Below are 19321 nucleotides of genomic sequence, written 5' to 3' on the forward strand. Positions count from 1 at the left end.
AAGCTTATAGGCGGTGAACTATCATTAAATTTTCTATAAAACACAAAAAAACGCTGCCGCGTTAGTATAAATTTTTATGCTAATGCGACAGCCCCTTTTTTATAACTATTTAATTCTTCATTTATAATATGTATTTATTATTTTATTACTTAACTACTTCTATCTTATTATAATTCATACTACTTATTAAATTTTCTATCTCTAATTTTAATTTTTCACTTTTTACTTTAATTTTTTCTTGTAATATACCTTTATCCACTGCATTAGTTAATTGTAATCCACCTGCTAACTTGGCATAATTATCTGTAATCTCATTAAAAAGATCTCCTGTATGACTATCTACTTTAACAAAAATAACTTCAAGTCCATATTCATTTTTATATTTATTAAATTTTTCATAATAAACCTGTGATGAAATATCTTTTCTATTCCAAGTACCAATTGCATGATGAAATATTCCCTCATAATCATGAAATAAAACTATTTTTTTTATATTATTTTCTATTGCATATTCATAACTTCTAGTAGCGGCTTTTAATTCACCTAAAATTTGTCTTAATTTTATTCCTGACTGATCCTTTGCAACTCCATTTTCCATATATTCGATTATATTATTCTTAACAACAACCAATGCATAAGAATACCTTCCAGTATCAATATTAAAACTTCCATCTACATAGACATGTAGGCAATCATTTGGATAAATATCCTTATCCTTTATAAGTAGAGTTTTATCGTCATTTAAATATTCCTCTGCCTCTTCTAAATTTGTAAAACTTTTATATTTAGCCCCTTTAACTCCTTTTACATATGTTAAACATTCATCCCATGTGTTTACTAACTTATTTTTAACCCTAACATTTTTAATAAAATCATATCCTTCTTTTATTGCATAAACCTTTTTTTTCATAACAAAATCCTTTCCTTAGCACTCTATATATACACCAGCAAATTCTATATTAGTTCTTTGCATTCTTGTTAATCCTTCTACTTTATTTTGAAAAACTTTTTCATTCCCTTGTATTATACCATATTTAGGTACTTTTATAACGAATTTACTACCCTCATTTTTTTTACTATATACTTCAATATCACCATTATGTAATTCTATAAATACTTTACTAATATATAACCCTATTCCCAATCCTTCATTTTCTCTTGTATATAACTCTTCTCCGCGTTTAAATCTTTTAAAAATTTCTCCTTGAATTTCCTCCGAAATACCTACCCCATTATCCTGAATCTCTATAATTAGGTAAATATTATCTTCTAAAACATTAATATCAACCTTTCCAAATGCTTCAGTATATTTTATTGCATTAGATAATATATTTAATAATACCTTTTCTATTTTAAGTTCATCTATTAATATTTCTTGTATTTTAATATTTATCTTTAAATTTAGCTCAACATTTTTCTTATTTGAATAATAACTAACACAATTATATATTTCTTCTAAAAACATTTTAATATTTACTCTTCTTTTATATAAATTAAATATACAACATTCTATTTGTTTCATTATCATAAAATTTTCAGATAATCTTATTAACCTACAACAATTTGTATTCATTATTCTCATATAAGAAAGAACCTTATTATCATTAATCCCTTTTTGTCTTTCTTCAATATCTTGTATTAATTGTAATGATGTTAACATTAAGTTTAAAGGTGTTCTAACCTCATGTGCTACATTATTTAATATACTATCTTCATATAAAATATATTTACTTATTAGAATTAACTTAAACTCATTACTATTAAATTCTTCTATTAATCTAGGACAATTTATATTTATATTTAAAGTACTTATATTATAACCATCATACTGTTTCATAACATTGAAAGAATTAGATTCTAAAATTTGTAAAACTTGATCTACAATTTCTCCATAATAATATGTACTTTTCTTTAAATCTTTAATAAAAAAATTATAAAACTTTTCTTTTGGATTAACATTAAAAATTCTTAAGGCCATCAAATTCATAAAAAATATCCTATTCTCATAACACAAAAATACAGGTTCTTTTAGAAAGTTTAGAAAATTCTTAACTTGTTGAAAATTGCTTTTTATATATGTCCCAGATGCCCTAAAACAAACCCCCTCCAAGGAACATTCTACTTCGTCACTATTATCATATTCCATGAACCTTCCCCCTTTAAAATCCAAAAATAGATCATTAACATTCATTTTCATATAATTCTATATTTTTCATAATTATCCTCTTTTTTTCTGAATTTTCGATAATTTGTATGATCTTCTGTAAAATTTGCTATATTATATCAATTTATATATATAACTTTTTTTGATATAATATATGTTATGATATTTATTTTAAGGAGGATAATCAAATGAGTTTAGCTGACAAAGAATATCTTCGAATTGTAGAAGATGTTATAAATAATGGATATTACGCTCAAAACAGAACTGGAATAGCTACATATAAACTTCCTCATAAGATTATGCAGTTTGACTTAGAAAAGGAATTTCCTATTTTAACCACAAAATTTGTAGCCTTTAAAACCGCTGTAAAAGAACTATTGTGGATATATAAAGATCAATCCAATGATGTTAAAAAACTACAAGAACAAAATGTCCATATTTGGGATGAATGGACTATGGAAGATGGTACTATAGGCACAGCCTACGGATGGGTAGTTAAAAAATATGATCAAATAGATAAGCTTATAGATTCATTAAAAAATAACCCTCAAGATAGAAGAATGATGATTAATTTATGGCAAATACCTCATATAGAAACTGGTGCTTTACCACCATGTGCATTTTTAACTATGTGGGATGTTTCTGATGGTAGATTAAATTGTATGCTTGTTCAGAGAAGTGCTGATTTAGGACTAGGAGTTCCATTTAACATGACTCAATATGCTGTCCTTGTTCATTTAATAGCTCAAGTAACCGGATTAAAACCTGGATTATTTACTCATGTTATAAACAATGCTCATATTTATGAAAATCATATAGAAGGAATTAAAGTTCAATTAACTAAAAAAGATGAACAATATACTGCACCAAAATTATGGATCAATCCAGAAATTAAAGATTTTTATGATTTTACTCCTGATGATATAAAATTAATAGATTATAAACATCATGGTAAAATTTCTATGGAGGTTGCAGTATAATGTTGTCTATTATAGTTGCTATTGGAAACAACAATGTTATTGGTAGAGATAATTCTCTAATATGGCATCTACCTAATGATTTAAAACATTTTAAATCCATAACTATGAACAAAAAAATTATCATGGGTAGAAAAACCTTTGAGTCTCTTCCTGGCATTTTAAAAAATAGAGAACATGTAGTAATAACTAATAATTCTGATTATAAATTTGAAAACAAAGATGTAAAAATTCTTCATTCAATTAAAGATTTAAGTTCTCTCATAGAAGATTCTGAAGAACATTTTGTTATTGGTGGTGGAGAAATATACAAAACCCTTCTTCCATTTTGTAAAAAGCTTTATATAACTAGAATTTACGAAGATTTTACAGGCGATACATTTTTCCCCGAAATTTCTAATGAGGATTGGATACTTACTAATGAAATAGACGGTATAAAAGATGAAAAAAATATATACAACTATAAATACCTAATATATACTAAAGTTAGTAATAAATAATCTTTATTACTATACTTTTATTGATATTCATAAGATATAAAACTTAATTGTTTTAAGTTTTATATCTTATTTATTTTGCATTCTAAATTAATATTAACTATATTTATTTCATTAATTATTATTTTATCTTTCTTTATTCTTCATTAACAATAGATACCTCTGACCATATAACTTCAAAATCTTTTTTATCATCCCAGGATAATATACTTTGCAAAAAACCAAATTGATCTGCACTAAATGTCCCTATCACTCTTTGTATCGCCAATAATTCAAACCTTTCTTCCCCCCATGATGGATAAATTGGTAATAATGAATTTAATTCTGTAACCTCTCCTTGTTCTGAAGTTATTACTCTACCATTTGAATCATAGAATTGGTATAAGTAATCTTTGCTTCTATTGCTTATATCTATGGAATACTTTTCTTTATTATCTGTGCTTAAAATTTCAACTTTATAATTATCCTTATATTTAACAGTGTACTGTTTCCTATTACTAAATTCTTCATAATCAAACATTTTAGTTACAATACCATTTTTAAAACTAAATATATAATAAAAATAAAATCCACCGCTGCCACCTGAAGCCATACTTACCATGACTTCGTCTATCCCATCTCCAGTAAAATCACCTAAAAATAATCTAGGATCATATCCACTATTAGTTTTCATATTGGCTTCATATAACTTTTGCGTTTTTCCATCTACAACAAATAAATGTATATCATCCTTATATTCCTCCAGTGCCCCTGGATAATTTTTACCAACCAAATATATATAATCTAAAAATCCATCTCCTGTAACATCCTTAAATTCTGATTTAATTATCACATAACCCTTTAAAAAATCCTGTTTCAAGGGATTCCCCTTCATACAAGATGTACATGGGCTATATAAAAACCCACCTTTATTTTGCACTTTTCTTTCTACGTTATAGTTACCTAAATTATCTTCTACACATAAAAGTTCATCTTTAATACTCTTGTTATTATACCTTTCTTCATACTTATAATAATTTGATGGTAAATTAATAAACATGCTCTTCCTCCAAACAAATTTCTTATATTATAGTATGCAGAATACTTATAGAAATACTATTATTTTGTTACTATATCCTTATAAACTTTGTAATATTATATCTAATATAAAATATAATATTATACATTAAATAGAAAACACCTTGAAATAATTTCAAGGTGTTTTCTTAAATATTTAATTCTCTGAATCAGTATTATTCCTTTTGCCATCATTATCATCTAAGTTTGTTTCAGAAGATGATTCTATTGGTTTTTTAGGTTTCTTATTTTCATATACATAAGCCTGAAGTTCTTCTTTAACCTTCTCTAACTTAGGAATATAATAATAATATCCGTTAATTGTTTTGCCTTCTCCTGTCCAATCAGTTGGAAACTGTTGCTGTTGTATATTAGAAATATCCATTGATAAGATTTCCATACCCAAATCTAAAATTTTTGTAGAACTTAAAGAAGTTTTTACATTAGGTAATATTGCATCTAATAATGCTGGATACTTAGTCTTATTTATTGTTTTTACTTTATTTATTATTTTCGTAAGTACAGTTCTTTGTCTTTCAGCTCTCTTAAAATCTCCACCCTTTGTATATCTTATTCTACAATAAGCAGTAGCTTGTAAACCATTTAATTTTTGTTTTCCCGGTTCATCTACATAAGTCGGTGTAATTTTTTCATCTCTAGCAGCATCTCTTATATAATTATTTATATACTTTAACTCCTCACTAGTTATATCTAGTTCTATTCCACCTATTGTATCTATTACTTTTCTAAGTCCATAAAAATTGATAGAAGCAAAATCTTTAATAGCTAGTCCAAAATTTTTATTTATTGTACTAATTGCTAATTCTGGTCCACCAAAATGATAAGCATGATTTATTTTATCTTTTCCAGATCTTTTAGGAATTTGAACATAAGTATCTCTTATTATAGATGAAAGTCTAAGAGAATTTCTATCCTTATCTATGCTTAAAATCATTATTGAATCGGATCTAGGATCATCATTTCCATGTACATCCCTACTATCTAATCCAAACAATGCTATATTTACAACTTCATTATGTTGTTTTGCTTTTTTTTCACTTTCTTTAGTGGTTTCTACTTTTGTTAGTGGTTGTTTTTTGATTGAATTCAACTTACTCCAAAAATATACTAAACCTGATGTGACAACTAATAGAAGTATTATCAAGAGACTAAGAATTGCTAATAATGCCTTTTTCTTAGCAGATGATTTTTTTCTCTTTCTCATTTTTTACTTCATCCCCTATCCATTTATTTTTAAATATTGGGTTATTATATTCTTTTGAAAACCTTTGACATACTATACTTTATAATTTTACTTAACTTTTATATATTTTTCAACTTTTATGTACTTTTTTAAACAACTTGTAAACATTAATTGGTTCTTATGTGCTTAAATTACATTTAAAACCTTTTTATAATAATTATTTTAGTATCTTATTTCTTTTCTATAATCCATACACCTTAGTTAATAAAATAAGGTTATGATTTATATTGACATTTTTTAATACAATAATAAAATCATAACCTTATATTTCTAAATCTAACTTATAAAATTATTTTATTTTTTATCTATTTTAAATGAACTTTTTAAAGAAACTATTCTATTAAATACTAGGTTATCTTTTGTTGAATGTTTAGTATCCACATTAAAGTATCCATGTCTAAAGAATTGGAATTTTTCTCCTCCTTTAGCATCCTTCATGAATGGTTCTACAAATCCATTAACCGTTTGTAGTGAATTAGGATTAATTCCATCTAGAAAGTTTGGAGTTTCATTTTGTCCATCTAAAATTAACGGCTCATATAATTTAAATTCCGCTGGCACTGCATTTTTACCATCTACCCAATGAATAGTAGCTTTAACCTTTCTTCCTGTAAATCCAGTACCACTCTTAGTCTCTGGATCATAAGTACAATGAAGTTCTACAATTTCTCCATTTTCATCTTTAACGAAATCATTACATTTTATAAAATATGCACCCTTTAATCTTACTTCATTCCCTGGGAACAATCTAAAATATTTCTTCACAGGTTCTTCCATGAAGTCTTCTCTCTCAATATATATTTCTCTACTAAATGGTACTTGTCTTTTACCCATTTCTTCTACATCTTGATTATTTTCTAACTCAAGCATCTCTGTTTGATCTTCAGGATAATTTGTTATAATAACTTTTAATGGATTTAAAACACCCATAACTCTAGGAGCCTTAAGCTTCAAATCTTCTCTTATAAAATGCTCTAACATTTGAGCATCTACCATACTGCTAGCCTTAGCAACTCCAATTTCCTTACAGAAATTTCTAACTGCTTCTGGAGTATATCCTCTTCTTCTCAGACCAGCAATAGTTGGCATACGAGGATCATCCCAACCATCAACAACGTTTTCATCTACTAATAATTTTAATTTTCTTTTACTCATAACAGTATTAGTAATATTTAATCTTGCAAATTCTATTTGTCTTGGAGTATGCTCCATTTCACATTCTCTAACTACCCACTCATATAGTGGACGATGATCTTCAAATTCTAGTGTACAAATTGAATGAGTAATCCCTTCAATAGCATCTTCTAAAGGATGCGCAAAATCATACATTGGATAAATACACCACTTATCACCAGTATTATGGTGTTCAGTATGAGCTATTCTATATATAATAGGATCTCTCATATTTATATTAGGAGAAGACATATCAATTTTAGCTCTTAATACTTTTTCTCCATCTTTAAACTCACCTTTTTTCATTCTTTCAAGTAAATCTAGATTTTCTTCAACTGTTCTGTTTCTATAAGGACTTTCTTTTCCAGGTTCAGTTAAAGTTCCTCTATATTCTCTCATCTCTTCTGGAGTTAAATCACATACATAAGCTTTGCCTTTTTTTATTAAAAGAATTGCCTTTTCATACATAGTATCGAAGTAATTTGAAGCATAAAAAAGATTGCTCCAATTATATCCAAGCCATTTGACATCTTCTTGAATAGATTCAACATATTCTGTATCTTCTTTTATAGGATTTGTGTCGTCAAAACGTAAATTTGTTCTACCTCCAAACTCACGAGCTAACTCAAAATTTAATACTATAGATTTTGCATGCCCAATATGTAAATAACCATTTGGTTCTGGCGGAAAACGAGTTATGATTTCCTTATGTTTTCCTGAACTTAAATCTTCCTTTATTATGTTTTTAATAAAGTTTGATGAAGTATTTATATTATCCATTTTTCACCATTCCTTTTAATAACTTTTTATATTATATACTTCGTAACAATAAACATTTTAATAACTAAAAAACTTAATTTCTTTACATTATATTAAAATATCCATCTCTAAAATCAATAAATTTATTATACCAAATATTTAAATACTTATCTATAAGAATACTTATAGGCTATACTAATTTATTATTTATGTATAATATAAGTGTTATTTATAGATATTTTTTCTATTTATATTTATTTTTTACTTTTTTGCTTTAATATTGTTATTTTTAATTGATTTAAAATTTCTATAATGCTATATTAATTATATAGAATAAGGGGGGATGTTATGAAAAAATTTTTTTCTTTAATGTTAGTATTAGTATTGGTAAACATTCTAATAAGTTGTTCTTTTTTTTCATCCAATTCTTCATTATTAGAAAAGGCTATAAATAAAACAAACAATTTAAAAAAAATACAAGGTTCTTACAACATATCCCTTCACCGTTCTAAGGAAAAGCCTCGAATAATTTTAAATTCAAACTTTACATTTGATGAAGATAAGAATAAGTTCTTAAATAAACTTTATTTTAATTTTGGCGAAAACGGAAGTAACCTTAATAAGACTCTAATTACATATATAGAGGATAATCAATTATATATAAAATTGCCTGATTTTAATAAATTTATATCTTTACATTCTACAGATCATGTTGATGATTATGTGAATAACTTACAAAATTGCGAACTTCTACTGAATAATTCAATGAAAAACTTTAAAATTTTTATAAATAACTTATTACGGGAAAAAAATGTTTCATTTAAAAGTAAAAAAGAATTTAGTTATTTAAATCTAACATTAGAACATGATGAAATAAAACTATTATTAAATAATTTTATAAATGAGAATTTAAATACACTACTAGATATATTTGTAGAAAACGCCGTTAATGAATTAAATAAAGATGATAATAATTTAACTAAAACAGAAAAAGAATTAAATAAGAACCATTTAAAAGAACTTTCAAATACTAATTATAAAAAATTCTTTAAGAATATGGATATATCTAAAATGGATATATCTCTTAGTATAGATAAAAAAAGTTCACTTATTAAAGCCTATGAAACCTCAACAAAACTTTTAATTAATTCAAAAACATTTTTTTTAGATATAGATTATAATCTCATTAATTATGGTGAAAAATGCGAATTCCATAATACAAATATAAACAATACAATCCCATATAAAGAATTTATAAATAAACTATATGAATAAGTATAAGGGATAGTTCATGAGAAATCACTATCTCAATGAACCATCCCTTACTCTAATTATTTAAAACCCTCCGGCACCGCCTCCACCTGCGCCACCACCTCCACCTGATGAAAATCCACCTGATGAACTTGAATCAATTTTATGCGTATCTTCATAATATTTTTTGGCTTTATTATAGTTATGTCTACTATATCCAACAAAGGAGTGTCTTGTGGAAAAGCTATCTATATAAAAATATCTCATTATCCAATCATTTTCATTATATATTTTACTTTCTATAATAAACTCTCTAAAATTTTGTAAAACATTATTACTTACACCTAAGCAAATCATATAAGAAAAATATAAATCTAATGGGTAATCACTGCTTATATAATCAAACCTTCTATTTTCGAAATATCCTTTTAGTTTTTTCCACCTACCAATTTCAGCATATCCATCTGAATTTAATGTTTCAAATGATGCAATCCCTAAAATAATTACAACAATTGAAACTATTATACTTACTATACATTTAGTTGAATTACTAATTATACCAACAATAGATAACCCTATTATTATACATCCAACTAATATATTTAATTTTGCAAAAGTTCTTTTGGTCTTATCTATAAATCCCAATGTTTTAAATTCCTTTTTAACTAAAGATCCCCAAACAACTAATTTTTGTTCAAATTTTGTATAATTAAATTTCATATATTTACTTAAATCTTTCAAACTCAATATTCCTGTGAAATTTGAATATTCCATGAGAATTTTTAATATATATCTTTCATGTTCTCTAAGAATAGATGTATCTGCCTGTAATATAGTTATCTTATAATCTTCAGCTCCATTTCTAGAAAAAGATTCTATATTTAAAAAACCTTTTCTACTCAAATCTAATAATGTTGAAATAAATGTAGATATATCTATTGAACGACTTAATAAACGTGTTACTAATGCAGGTGTAATATCCGCAGGCGCTCCACTTATATCTAAGTTTGTCTTATTTTTTTCTCTTCCTAAACAAAATATTACTATAAGAACTAAACCTATACATGTATTGCCAATTGCTAAAATATCAAAATTTCTTTTTAATTTTTCTTTTTTAACTTCTCTTTCTTTAATATTCTTTTCTTCCTTCAGTATATCTTCTTTATTTCTAGTTCCTTTAACTCCTTCTTTTAGTAAAACTTTTGGAAAAAGTATTCGTCCTGTAACATAATCTTTACTACTAATGTTTTGGCTCTCAAAATAAATAGATTTATTATCTAATATTTTAAATAACCCCTTATTGCCTTTTAAAAATATATTTAAATCATCTTTATTAAATCCCTTAGGAAAATTCACTGTAGCACTTATTTTTTTTAGTGGACTATTATATCCTTTATCCCAAAAATTATAATAAAATTCTCCTATATCCTCATGTAACCTAGCTCCTTCTGAAAAACCATAAGATATTTTAAAAGTTCTTTCTACATCATTACTAGGAATATACATTTTTATTCTATAAAAAGATCTTTCTCTTTTTATAACTTCAAAAACATTTATGTCTCCATTTTCTGCTGAATCATTTCTTGTAAATGGTATTTCTTTATCCCCTTGTATTAGGGATATTTTTACATTTTCAAACTTACCCAGTTGATTTGAAGATATGTCTCTAAATCCCCCATTAAACTTTCCATCAAATTTAATTGTTAAAAATTCAGTTATTTCATATTGTCCATTTTCTTTAATATTTATTTTTAGATCTACATTATTAATAGTAGTTTGTCCATCTTCTGCATAAACTGTACCTTTAGGCAGGACAAAAATTATACATATAAATAAACTCACCAATAAATATTTTATAAGCCTTTTATTTTTCATATTGATCCTCCTTCACTAATATATTTTAATCTAATATAGTTACAATCCCCAACAATTGCAAAATATTATGTATTAATAATTTTTTATTAACATTATACATCTCTAACCTTAATTTTATCCTATAAATTAGGGACGGTTCATTAATTTTTTTAATAAGAGCCTTTTAATTTATATATAATATACCCCTATATAATTCACCGTAAATAATTAATTTTTAATATTATATCCATATAGAATATACATATAAAGTATAAATTTATAACTGCTTTATCCCTTTTTAAAATTGAAAATATTTTTCTTAATTCCTTAAAATTCTTATAAAATTAATAGTAGACTTTATTATAAATATATAGTAAAAATTGTTTGATTTTATTGTATAATTTTGTTGTATAATCTTGTTAATTACATAAGTTTGTATGTTCTTAACTTTATTTTATAATAATTTAAAAGGTTATGTTTTTCCTGATTATAAAAAAATTCAGAAAATTAACATAACCTCTTTAACTTAATATTTATAATTTAATAAAACATTATTATATAATATTATTCTTCATCATCATTTTCTACTTCTTTTTGAGCCGCACTTATTGATGCAAATATTTCATCATCTTCATGTAGTACCTCTATGTCATTATCTATTTGGATATCTTTTAAAGTAATGGTATCTCCAAATTTTTTGTCAGATAAGTTTACCACTATTAATTCTGGTATTTTTTCAACCTGTCCTTTTACTTCTAATTCTGTTAGAAATGTTTGCAATATTAGTTTTTTATTATCTAACATAGCTTTTCCCTCAAATTCAATAGGTACTTTAACTCTTATACTATCATCACTTTTAAATGACTCCATATCTAAATGAATTAAAGATTGATTCAATGAATTCCTTTGTATGTCCTTAACTACACAATTTTTAATGTCATCTCCTAATTTTACCCCAATTATAGAAGCTTTAGTAGCCTTACCTAAAATTTTTTCTATTTTATTTTTAGCAAATTTAACTGGAATAGATTGTCCATGTCTTTCTAAATAAATTACTCCAGGAACAAATCCTTCTTTTCTAACTTTTTTTCCTTTTTCATTTCTTTCTAAAGCATTAATAAATAACTTACTCACAACAATCGCTCCTTTCTTTTTTTACTTACTGTAATGAGAAGTAAATAATGACATTAATTTAATTATATAACTTTACATTTCCATGTCAAGATATATATGTATTTATTGTTAAATATTTCATAGTTAGTATGCTAATAAACATTTTAGTTACAATGTACAATTGTAACTTCCTACCTTATATTTAAAACTAATTAAACCTCCATTATCTATGTATAATTTATTTAACATAATTATATTTTCATGAATAATACTCAAAAAAATGCTTGAAGATGATTAAAAAATCACCTTCAAGCATTTTTTATATACCTAATAATATTGTAGCAGTTGTAAAATAAATTATTAATGCAAACGCATCAACGATTGTTGTTATTAATGGACTCGCCATAATAGCTGGATCTAATTTAAATTTCTTAGCTATTATAGGCAATACTCCACCTACAACCTTAGCTAATATAACTGTAGATACCAAACTAATTGAAACGGTCACTGCTATTTTAAAAGACGTTCCTTCTAAATAATATATTCTTACAAAATTAGCCAATGATAGTACAATTCCAACTATAAGACTTACTCGCAACTCTTTCCAAACTACTTTAAAAATATCCTTTAACTCTATTTCACCTAATGCTAATCCCCTAATTACTAACGTAGAAGACTGAGAACCGGCATTTCCTCCCGTGTCCATAAGCATAGGAATAAATGCTGCTAAAACTACAACTGATTGTAGTACGTCATTAAATTTCTTTATTATATTTCCTGTAAATGTAGCAGAAATCATAAGCACCAAAAGCCAAATTATTCTATGTTTTGCAAGCTTAAAAACACCTGTTTTTAAATATGGTTCTTCTGAAGGCTCTATAGCTGCCATCTTATGAAAGTCTTCTGTATTTTCTTCCTCTATTATATCAACAACATCATCTATAGTTATAATTCCAACTAATCTTTTCTCTTTATCAACTACTGGCATTGATATAAAATCATACTTTCTAAATAATGCTGCGACTTCTTCTTGATCATCTAAAGTATTTACATATATTATATTTGTGTACATTATATCTTCAAGTTTGGCTTCTTCATCACTTAATATTAAATCTCTTATTGAAACTATCCCATCTAATTCTCTGTTATTATCTATTACATAACAAATATTAATAGTTTCTTTATTAACACCAGTCTCTTTTATATAATTTATAGCTTGTCTTACTGTCATTTCTTTTTTTAAATCAACATACTCTATAGTCATTATGCTACCAGCTGAATTTTCTGGATATCTTAAATACTGGTTTATAAGCTTTCGCTTATGTTCATCCGTATTTTTAAGAACCCTTTTTACTACTGTAGCAGGCATCTCTTCTATAAAATCTACTGTATCATCTAAAAATAATTCATCCATTATACCACTAATTTCTCTATCTGTAATAGACTCTATAATATATTTTTTCTGTTCGCTAGGAATGTGACTAAATACTTCTGAAGCTATATCTTTAGGCAGTATTCTAAATATGATTAATAACTCATTTGATTCAACTTCTTCTAATAATTGAGCTATATCTACAACATTTTTATTTATTAGTTCATCCCTTGCTTCAACCAGTCTATTACTTTTTAGCAATTCCAAAACCTTTTCCATGGGTATACCTCCCTTTAAAGGAGGAGCTTTAACCTAGTAATAGTTATGACTCCTTCTATTCTATTTTCTAATCTAAATTTTCTACAACTCGGTAAGGGGCTTTCATCCATAACTATCACCATCTTTCTTTTAAAAATTTTTAAAGTACTATTTAGTTATATCACAGTTTTTCCGCATTTTCCACTTATTTATATTAAGTGAAAGTCTATTTATAAAATTAAGTTTATTATGATTTATGTTATTATTAATTCCATACCTTTTTATTATTTTATTTTCTTTTCAATATATAATTTAAATCGAAAACTCCAATAATCATATAATTCCTCATCATATTCTTTTATATATTTAAAAAAATCATTTAGAGCAGAAAAACTTTTTAATCCTTTCATTAAGTGCCTTGGATAATTCACTTTTTTAGTATAATTATTTTTAGGATCAATGATAATTAAATATCCATTATCACACAGATAAATATCTTTACATCGTATATCTAACTTTGTAAATTTAAGCCTTTTAAATTCTTTAATTAATCCTACAAGTTTATGAGCTAATTTTTTATTCATTTTATTTTTCTTTAAGTATTTATCTAATCTTTGTCCATGCACCATTTCTCTTACAATAAAATTTTCCCCTACATCATAAACTTTAGGGAAATACTTACTTTTTTTTGTTCTCCTTAAGATATCATATTCCCTTTCACAAACTTTAGGATCATTAAAAATCTTAATCACTCTATTTTTAGGTAAAGAATATACTATTCCATTATGGCCACTTCCTAAAAATTCTCCTTTTCTTAGGTATTTTTCAACTTTCTTATCAAATGGTATATAGAAATTTTTCCTTTTACCCATCTCTCCTCACTTATGAAACATTGATTATACTATTATAATATGTATAATTTAAAATATGGCATTAGATTTATGCAATTAATTATTATTTTTATCATATATTATTAATTTCTTCTTTGATTTTTATTTTTTTAATCTATTTTTTTGGCTATAAGTTGTATAGATAAAATTATTAATTTAAGATTTAAATATTATTTATTAAGTTGATATATTAATACTTTCCTTTTTAATGTAAGTATGTTATTACTTATAAACTTACTTTTTTATTTATAAAAAAAGCCTATCTCTTCATAGAAAATTTATTTCTATTTGAGATAGACTTTTTTGTTTTAATTTATTTTAATATATGATATAAATCATTAAGCTACTATTTTATCATATTCTTTTTTGTTTAATTCTTTTTCAGAATTTGCAACTATTATAGTACATATGGCATCACCAGTTATATTGGTAGTTGTTCTAAACATATCTACTATTCTATCAACACTTAGTACTAAAGCTACACCCTCCATAGGCAATCCAATTTGTTGAAGAACCATTGTAAGCATTACTACTCCCGCACTTGGCACACCAGCTGTACCTACTGAAGATAATGTAGATATTAAAACTATCATTAACTGTTGTTGGAATGTTAGATGAACACCAAAAACTTGAGCTATAAATATGGCTGCCACTCCTTGCATTATAGCTGTTCCATCCATATTTATTGTGGCACCTAAAGGTATTGTAAAACTACTAACTCTTTCTGAAACTCCTAATTTTTCATTACATGTTTCCATGTTTATAGGAATTGTAGCATTACTACTTGATGTACTAAATCCAACTAACATAACAGGCCAAAATTTCTTAAAGAATTTTATAGGATTTACTCCTCCTAATATTTTCAAGGCCCCACCATAGATTATAAAAGTATGAATAGCTAATCCAACAACTACAACTAATACATATTTCATTAATGATAATAAAACCCCTGTACCTTGGCTCATTATAACTTTCGCTATTAAGGCAAAAACTCCAATTGGTGCAGTCATCATAACTAAAGTTATTATTTTTAAAAGAATATTATTTACTTGCTCACACAACATAACTACTGGCTTTGCTTTCTCACCTATAAATGTAATGGCAATTCCAGATACTATAGCAAAAAAGATTATTTGAAGCATATTTCCTTCTACCATAGCTTGTATAGGATTTGTTGGTATCATGTTTGTAAATATATCCATTATAAATGGTGCACTAGCAGCATTTACTTGTTTTGCTGCAGTATGTGCTACGTTAACTCCAATTCCTGGCTTTAAAAAATTTGCTATTATTAAAGCTAAAGTTACAGCAAATGCAGTTGTTAAAAGATAAAATCCAACTGTCTTTCCACCAATTCTACCTAGCTTCTTTATATCTCCAATACTTGCTGTTCCAACTATTAATGAAAATAATACTAATGGAACTACAACCATTTTAATTGCTCTTAAAAACATATCTCCAAGCGGACCTATAATCCACTTAATCACAACATCATTTATATGTTTTGGAACAAACTTGCTAAATATAACTCCAAAAATTACTCCTAAAACTAAAGCTACTAAAATTTTTCCCGTGGAAGATATTTTTTTATTTTTCATATTTCGCCCTCCATGTATTTTGCAATATTTTTTATTTTAAAATTTCATTTTTATATTTATTCCTTTGCTCTTCATATATATATATTACATATTAATATTGATTTTTTCAATACTTTTTTTGAAATTTCTTTTTAAAAAATATTATTTTTTGCAAGTTTTATATGTTTTTTCTTGCACTTGTTCTTGTTTTTAAATTTTCTAATTATTTATTTATAGCTTATATCAATGCTTGCAGTAATTTATTTTATGATTTCTACTTTTAAATAGCAATATTTAAAATAACTTCTTTCTTTCATTACATTTTTTTACATATTTAAAAATAGGATAAGTTTATATATGTAAATGATTTTTTACAATATATACTTATCCTGTTTTTACAGTATAATGCAATTATTAATTATATGTAAATTCATATTTATTGAATTAACTTTTTAAAACAATATTTTATTTAACAACTTTAGTAGTAATTTGTAAGCCATTTCCTTCTAAAATTAATAGCTCTTTAGCATAGTTTAAATATTCCTCCATTTTATTTGTTTCATGAAAACTAACTATACATAACAATAACTCTCTAGTACTTTCCGTTATCATAGCCCTAACACTATCTGATGTAGTCGTTCCAAAAGGACCTAATTGATCATAAAAACAAGGTAAATTATAAATATTAATATGTCCTCTGCCTATCCCCTCATAAAGTTCATTTTCTTCCCCCAACTTAAAGATAATATTTCCATTAATTTTTTCTCTATCATAAGCACAAACTGGCAATGCTGTTTTTAAAGAAATTAAGTTGTTTATTTCAACAATATTATTTATTTCATATAACCCTTTTCCCTTAACTATTCTTCTAAATAAGGATTCAGATGCTACTCTATATTTACTTGGATCATGTCCAAATGCTCTATATGCCTCTCTACAACTTTTTATATTGTATATTTCTAAAACATCTTTTAATTCATAACATTTTTGTATCTCTTCACACTGAAGTGCTATTTCTTTTAATAAGCTTTGCGAACTTTTTCTAACCTTAACTTTGCCTTCAAGATATCCAATAGTAATATTACCAACTAATCCATTCTTACAAATATCTTCTAATTTCAAATTTTTGTTAGTTATTTTTTCTTGTAACTTAAAATTTAATTCATTATGTATACTTATATCCATTTTGCTCCTCCATTTTTAATATATTAGAATCCTTAAATATCCATTTTTATAATATAGAAATTACTACCAATCGAAATACTTATACTGCTTAATTTTTATATTAAATATAATAAATTATATATATCCTTCACAATCTCTTAAAAAGTTAATTTGAATTTAAAAATTCCTTAATTCCTTAATTTCTTATTAAAATGTTAATTTTCAAAAAAAAATATCCTTAAACTTAATTATATCAAAGTTTAAGGATATTTTTGTGGGTTTGTGGGTTTAATTAGGATAAATGCCTTTTAACTATTTTTAACCTGGCTTAACTGTGAATTTAAAGCCTTTTTTGTATATATAACCTAGTTTGGGGGACTAGGGTATATGCTAATTAATTTTTATAACTGTTTTAATAAGATATTTATTAAACTAAATCTCTATATTGATTAATTTAAGTAAGATGAAAATTCTAATCTAAGTCAACATTTTCAATATAAATTTTTATAAATAAAAAAACACCTTAATATTACTCTTAAGATGTTTTAATAACACGCATAAAAAACATACTATACTATTATAATAAACAAAAATTATTATATGTATAAATATATCGTATCATAAAACTATCTCATCCTCGTAAGAACACGTTTTTCATAATCACTTGGCAGGTCTCCTGACTTAGAATCATCATATAATCTCACCTTCCCATAATACTTCGTATATTACAGTGGTATATTAAGATAATATTCTTCTTTACAGTGGCGGGACCGTAATGGATTTTCACCATTTTCCCTTTTAAAAAGCTATCTTCATAACTTTCACCAAAAGATTTTTTATTTAATTTTGCTTTAATAACCCATTAATAACTACTTTAATTATTCAACAATACATACAATAGTTAAGTAAAAAACTATATATTATAACTTATTTAACTATTAAACAATTGGATTATAACATATCTTCATATAATTGTCAAACTATTCCCAACTTTTATTTTGTTATAAATATAAATACAAATATAAATAAATATGTAACTATAAATATAAATATAGGGGGACGGTTCATAAAAACTATTAATTAATAATTTTTATGAACCGTCCCCCTTTTTATTTATAATTCAATAGCATCGTTATCTTTATTTCTAATTTCTAATTTTCTGTTTCTATTTCTTATTATATATCTTATAAACGTTAATACTCCAATTATAATATATACCATTATTAAAATTCCCATTACAAAACTATAATTATTTTTAACAAATGGCATATTTCCAAATAAATATCCAATCATATTCATGGGTATTACCCATAAAATACTTCCTAAAATATTATATGCTACAAATTTTTTATAACTCATTTTACCCATTCCAGCCATAAATGATGCAAATGTCCTCACAATAGGAACATATTTAGATAAAATTAATGTTTTACCTCCATTTCTTTTGTAAAATTCATTAGTTTTCTCTATATATTTAGGTTTTAAAATCAGTTTTCCAATCTTATTATTTATAATTTTTTCTCCCAAAAATCTTCCTATATGATAATTAACAGATCCTCCAAGAATAGATGCTAAAAGTAAACTTATAACTAAAACATATACATTTAAAGATTCTAAAGCTGCAAATGTACCTGAAATAAACAATAATGAATTTCCAGGCAAAAATGGAGTTATAATAAAAGCTCCCCCAATAAAAATTATTAAAAATAATACAATATATGTTTTAAATCCTAACCACGAAATAATAAGTCCTAAATATTTATCTAAATGTAACACTATATGTAAAATATAAATTATTAATTCCATTAAACTCCATCCTTAATATTTTATTTTTATATAAAATTTAAAGCTATCATTATTTAATATTACCACATCTTTTTGGTTAGATTTAAATATACATAAAATTCTTTTTTAAAAATTTAAGTCTTGGGACAGTTCATTAATTTCTTAAA

15 protein-coding genes and 1 riboswitch are annotated in these 19321 nt (G+C 25.1%); of the genes, 3 read left to right on the plus strand and 12 right to left on the minus strand.

What is annotated here, in order from left to right:
• Window positions 1–145: 145 nt before the first annotated feature.
• Entirely contained in the window at window positions 146–910 is a 765-nt protein-coding gene (locus QOZ93_RS11390) for a ribonuclease H1 domain-containing protein (protein WP_307356581.1), read from the minus strand.
• 15 nt (window positions 911–925) lie between these two features.
• Window positions 926–2146 (minus strand): sensor histidine kinase, encoded by a 1221-nt coding sequence (locus QOZ93_RS11395; RefSeq protein WP_307356582.1) that lies wholly within the window; start codon window positions 2144–2146, stop codon window positions 926–928.
• A 206-nt stretch (window positions 2147–2352) separates the two neighbouring features.
• On the opposite strand from QOZ93_RS11395, the gene QOZ93_RS11400 reads away from it, so the two are divergent.
• A complete protein-coding gene (locus QOZ93_RS11400; RefSeq protein ID WP_111940461.1) occupies window positions 2353–3144 on the plus strand; it encodes a thymidylate synthase in 792 nt (263 codons plus the stop codon).
• Window positions 3144–3641: a dihydrofolate reductase gene (locus tag QOZ93_RS11405; RefSeq protein ID WP_307356584.1), complete on the plus strand. Its 498-nt coding sequence runs from the start codon at window positions 3144–3146 to the stop codon at window positions 3639–3641. The genes QOZ93_RS11400 and QOZ93_RS11405 overlap by 1 nt, the downstream gene beginning before the upstream one ends.
• 133 nt (window positions 3642–3774) lie before the next feature.
• Here the strand turns inward: QOZ93_RS11405 and QOZ93_RS11410 are convergent, their stop codons facing one another.
• The 3 genes from QOZ93_RS11410 to QOZ93_RS11420 form a co-directional block, all read right to left on the minus strand.
• A complete protein-coding gene (locus tag QOZ93_RS11410) occupies window positions 3775–4677 on the minus strand; it encodes a VCBS repeat-containing protein (RefSeq protein ID WP_307356586.1) in 903 nt (300 codons plus the stop codon).
• Between the two features lie 174 nt (window positions 4678–4851).
• Complete coding sequence (locus tag QOZ93_RS11415; protein WP_307356588.1) at window positions 4852–5919, minus strand: LCP family protein; 1068 nt, start codon at window positions 5917–5919, stop codon at window positions 4852–4854.
• Between the two features lie 333 nt (window positions 5920–6252).
• Complete coding sequence (locus QOZ93_RS11420; protein WP_307356590.1) at window positions 6253–7911, minus strand: glutamine--tRNA ligase/YqeY domain fusion protein; 1659 nt, start codon at window positions 7909–7911, stop codon at window positions 6253–6255.
• A gap of 327 nt (window positions 7912–8238) precedes the next feature.
• On the opposite strand from QOZ93_RS11420, the gene QOZ93_RS11425 reads away from it, so the two are divergent.
• Window positions 8239–9165, plus strand: coding sequence for a hypothetical protein (locus tag QOZ93_RS11425; RefSeq protein WP_307356592.1), 927 nt, complete (start codon window positions 8239–8241; stop codon window positions 9163–9165).
• A 60-nt stretch (window positions 9166–9225) separates the two neighbouring features.
• On the opposite strand, the gene QOZ93_RS11430 is transcribed toward QOZ93_RS11425, so the two are convergent.
• From QOZ93_RS11430 to QOZ93_RS11460, 7 genes are all read right to left on the minus strand, one after another.
• Window positions 9226–11016, minus strand: coding sequence for a DUF2207 domain-containing protein (locus QOZ93_RS11430; protein ID WP_307356594.1), 1791 nt, complete (start codon window positions 11014–11016; stop codon window positions 9226–9228).
• Window positions 11017–11559: 543 nt separating this feature from the next.
• Window positions 11560–12129, minus strand: a complete 570-nt coding sequence (locus QOZ93_RS11435) for a 50S ribosomal protein L25 (RefSeq protein ID WP_307356596.1) — start codon at window positions 12127–12129, stop codon at window positions 11560–11562.
• A 298-nt stretch (window positions 12130–12427) separates the two neighbouring features.
• Window positions 12428–13759 carry a magnesium transporter gene (mgtE, locus tag QOZ93_RS11440; protein WP_307356597.1) on the minus strand — a complete coding sequence of 444 codons (1332 nt, stop codon included), beginning with the start codon at window positions 13757–13759 and terminating at the stop codon, window positions 12428–12430.
• 263 nt (window positions 13760–14022) lie between these two features.
• Window positions 14023–14610, minus strand: coding sequence for a protein kinase (locus QOZ93_RS11445; protein ID WP_307356599.1), 588 nt, complete (start codon window positions 14608–14610; stop codon window positions 14023–14025).
• Window positions 14611–14966: 356 nt separating this feature from the next.
• Window positions 14967–16226: a dicarboxylate/amino acid:cation symporter gene (locus QOZ93_RS11450; RefSeq protein WP_111940441.1), complete on the minus strand. Its 1260-nt coding sequence runs from the start codon at window positions 16224–16226 to the stop codon at window positions 14967–14969.
• A 444-nt stretch (window positions 16227–16670) separates the two neighbouring features.
• The gene (locus tag QOZ93_RS11455; RefSeq protein WP_307356600.1) at window positions 16671–17390 is read right to left on the minus strand and encodes a B3/B4 domain-containing protein; all 720 of its coding nucleotides are present in this window, start codon (window positions 17388–17390) and stop codon (window positions 16671–16673) included.
• A gap of 628 nt (window positions 17391–18018) precedes the next feature.
• A riboswitch (cobalamin riboswitch) is annotated at window positions 18019–18213 on the minus strand.
• A 269-nt stretch (window positions 18214–18482) separates the two neighbouring features.
• The gene (locus tag QOZ93_RS11460) at window positions 18483–19175 is read right to left on the minus strand and encodes a VTT domain-containing protein (protein WP_307356602.1); all 693 of its coding nucleotides are present in this window, start codon (window positions 19173–19175) and stop codon (window positions 18483–18485) included.
• Window positions 19176–19321: the final 146 nt, after the last annotated feature.

Source organism: Hathewaya limosa (assembly GCF_030815255.1).
GTDB classification, from domain to species: domain Bacteria; phylum Bacillota; class Clostridia; order Clostridiales; family Clostridiaceae; genus Hathewaya; species Hathewaya limosa.

What these genes read in the sequence shown, in the direction of transcription:
- QOZ93_RS11445 (WP_307356599.1), bottom strand. Translation starts at nt 14,610, where the DNA reads ATGGGTAAAAGGAAAAATTTCTATATACCATTTGATAAGAAAGTTGAA.
- QOZ93_RS11450 (WP_111940441.1), bottom strand. Translation starts at nt 16,226, where the DNA reads ATGAAAAATAAAAAAATATCTTCCACGGGAAAAATTTTAGTAGCTTTA.
- QOZ93_RS11425 (WP_307356592.1), top strand. Translation starts at nt 8,239, where the DNA reads ATGAAAAAATTTTTTTCTTTAATGTTAGTATTAGTATTGGTAAACATT.
- QOZ93_RS11395 (WP_307356582.1), bottom strand. Translation starts at nt 2,146, where the DNA reads ATGGAATATGATAATAGTGACGAAGTAGAATGTTCCTTGGAGGGGGTT.
- QOZ93_RS11430 (WP_307356594.1), bottom strand. Translation starts at nt 11,016, where the DNA reads ATGAAAAATAAAAGGCTTATAAAATATTTATTGGTGAGTTTATTTATA.
- mgtE (WP_307356597.1), bottom strand. Translation starts at nt 13,759, where the DNA reads ATGGAAAAGGTTTTGGAATTGCTAAAAAGTAATAGACTGGTTGAAGCA.
- QOZ93_RS11420 (WP_307356590.1), bottom strand. Translation starts at nt 7,911, where the DNA reads ATGGATAATATAAATACTTCATCAAACTTTATTAAAAACATAATAAAG.
- QOZ93_RS11400 (WP_111940461.1), top strand. Translation starts at nt 2,353, where the DNA reads ATGAGTTTAGCTGACAAAGAATATCTTCGAATTGTAGAAGATGTTATA.
- QOZ93_RS11405 (WP_307356584.1), top strand. Translation starts at nt 3,144, where the DNA reads ATGTTGTCTATTATAGTTGCTATTGGAAACAACAATGTTATTGGTAGA.
- QOZ93_RS11455 (WP_307356600.1), bottom strand. Translation starts at nt 17,390, where the DNA reads ATGGATATAAGTATACATAATGAATTAAATTTTAAGTTACAAGAAAAA.
- QOZ93_RS11410 (WP_307356586.1), bottom strand. Translation starts at nt 4,677, where the DNA reads ATGTTTATTAATTTACCATCAAATTATTATAAGTATGAAGAAAGGTAT.
- QOZ93_RS11415 (WP_307356588.1), bottom strand. Translation starts at nt 5,919, where the DNA reads ATGAGAAAGAGAAAAAAATCATCTGCTAAGAAAAAGGCATTATTAGCA.
- QOZ93_RS11390 (WP_307356581.1), bottom strand. Translation starts at nt 910, where the DNA reads ATGAAAAAAAAGGTTTATGCAATAAAAGAAGGATATGATTTTATTAAA.
- QOZ93_RS11460 (WP_307356602.1), bottom strand. Translation starts at nt 19,175, where the DNA reads ATGGAATTAATAATTTATATTTTACATATAGTGTTACATTTAGATAAA.